This is a genomic window from Dietzia sp. E1, assembly GCF_014145015.1.
GTDB classification, from domain to species: Bacteria; Actinomycetota; Actinomycetes; order Mycobacteriales; family Mycobacteriaceae; genus Dietzia; species Dietzia cinnamea_A.
The window spans coordinates 1-1,586 of record NZ_JAALDU010000135.1 but is presented as its reverse complement, the minus strand read 5'-3'; the positions used below and the strand labels follow the sequence as shown (position 1 = coordinate 1,586).

The following is a 1,586-nucleotide window of genomic DNA, read 5'->3' as shown; positions in this document are numbered from 1 at the left end:
CCGGGCGGGCCGCACACCGCGGCCCGCCCGGCGACGGTGGGTTCCCACGGCGTCAAATAGCGGGCGCCGAGAATCGAAAGAGGTAGCACATGCTCATCTCCCAGCGGCCCACCCTCACCGAGGAGGTCGTCTCCGAGAACCGCTCGCGGTTCGTGCTCGAGCCCCTCGAGCCCGGTTTCGGCTACACCATCGGCAACTCGCTGCGGCGCACGCTGCTGTCGTCCATCCCGGGCGCGGCCGTGACCAGCATCCGCATCGAGGGCGTCCTGCACGAGTTCACCACCGTGCCGGGTGTCAAGGAGGATGTCACCGACATCATCCTCAACCTCAAGGGCCTGGTCGTCTCGTCCGTCGAGGACGAGCCGGTCACCATGTACCTCAAGAAGCAGGGCCCGGGCGCCGTCACCGCCGGTGACATCGTCCCGCCCGCAGGCGTCGAGGTGCACAACCCGGACCTGCACATCGCCACTCTCAACGAGAAGGGCCGTCTGGAGATCGAGCTGGTCGTCGAGCGTGGTCGTGGCTACGTGCCCGCCGGGCTCAACAAGGACGCGGGCCACGAGATCGGCCGGATCCCCGTCGACTCGATCTACTCGCCCGTCCTCAAGGTGACCTACAAGGTCGAGGCCACCCGTGTGCACCAGCGCACCGACTTCGACCGCCTGGTCCTGGACGTCGAGACCAAGAACTCGATGACCGCCCGGGACGCCCTGGCGTCCGCCGGCAAGACCCTCGTCGAGCTCTTCGGCCTCGCCCGTGAGCTCAACGAGGAGGCGGAGGGCATCGAGATCGGGCCCAGCCCGGCCGAGGCCGACCACATCGCCGCCTACGGCATGCCCATCGACGACCTGGACCTGTCGGTCCGGTCCTACAACTGCCTCAAGCGCGAGGGCGTCCACACGGTGGGCGAGCTCGTGGCGCGCAGCGAGTCGGACCTGCTCGACATCCGCAACTTCGGCCAGAAGTCGATCGACGAGGTCAAGGTCAAGCTCGTCGAGCTGGGCCTGTCGCTCAAGGACGCGCCCCCCGGATTCGATCCCGCCTCGGTCGCCGGCTACGACGCCGAGACCGGGACGTGGACCGACGAGGGCGGCGAGGATTACGCCGAGACCGAGCAGCTCTGACGAGCGGCCGGAACACCATTCCTAGGAGAATCTGATGCCCAAGCCCAAGAAGGGCGCCCGCCTCGGCGGATCCGCCGCCCACCAGCGGCTCATCCTCTCGAACCTGGCCACCCAGCTGTTCGAGCACGATGCCATCCGCACCACGGAGACCAAGGCGAAGCTGCTGCGCCCCTACGCGGAGAAGCTCATCACCAAGGCCCGCCGCGGCACGCTGGCTGACCGTCGTGAGGCCGCCAAGGTCATCCGCGACAAGGACGTGCTGCACAAGCTGTTCGCCGAGATCGGACCGCGCGCGGCCAACCGCGACGGTGGCTACACCCGGATCGTCAAGCTCGAGAACCGCAAGGGCGACAACGCGCCCATGGCGATGATCGCGCTCGTCACCGAGGAGCTCGCCTCCGCCGAGGCCTCCCGCGCCACCCGTGCCGCCGCCTCCAAGGCCGCCGCCGCGCCGGCCGCCAC

At 69.0% G+C, this 1,586-nt stretch carries 2 protein-coding genes; both read left to right on the top strand.

Going from position 1 to position 1,586, the window contains the following annotated elements:
* Positions 1-89 precede the first annotated feature (89 nt).
* Positions 90-1,124, top strand: coding sequence for a DNA-directed RNA polymerase subunit alpha (locus G6030_RS05685; protein WP_007628082.1), 1,035 nt, complete (start codon positions 90-92; stop codon positions 1,122-1,124).
* A 34-nt stretch (positions 1,125-1,158) separates the two neighbouring features.
* On the top strand, positions 1,159-1,586 hold a 428-nt coding region (gene rplQ / locus G6030_RS05680; protein WP_182642469.1), incomplete at its 3' end, for a 50S ribosomal protein L17.

Bases quoted from the DNA above. Each gene is read 5' to 3' on its own strand.
- G6030_RS05685 (WP_007628082.1), top strand. From the start codon at position 90: ATGCTCATCTCCCAGCGGCCCACCCTCACCGAGGAGGTCGTCTCCGAG.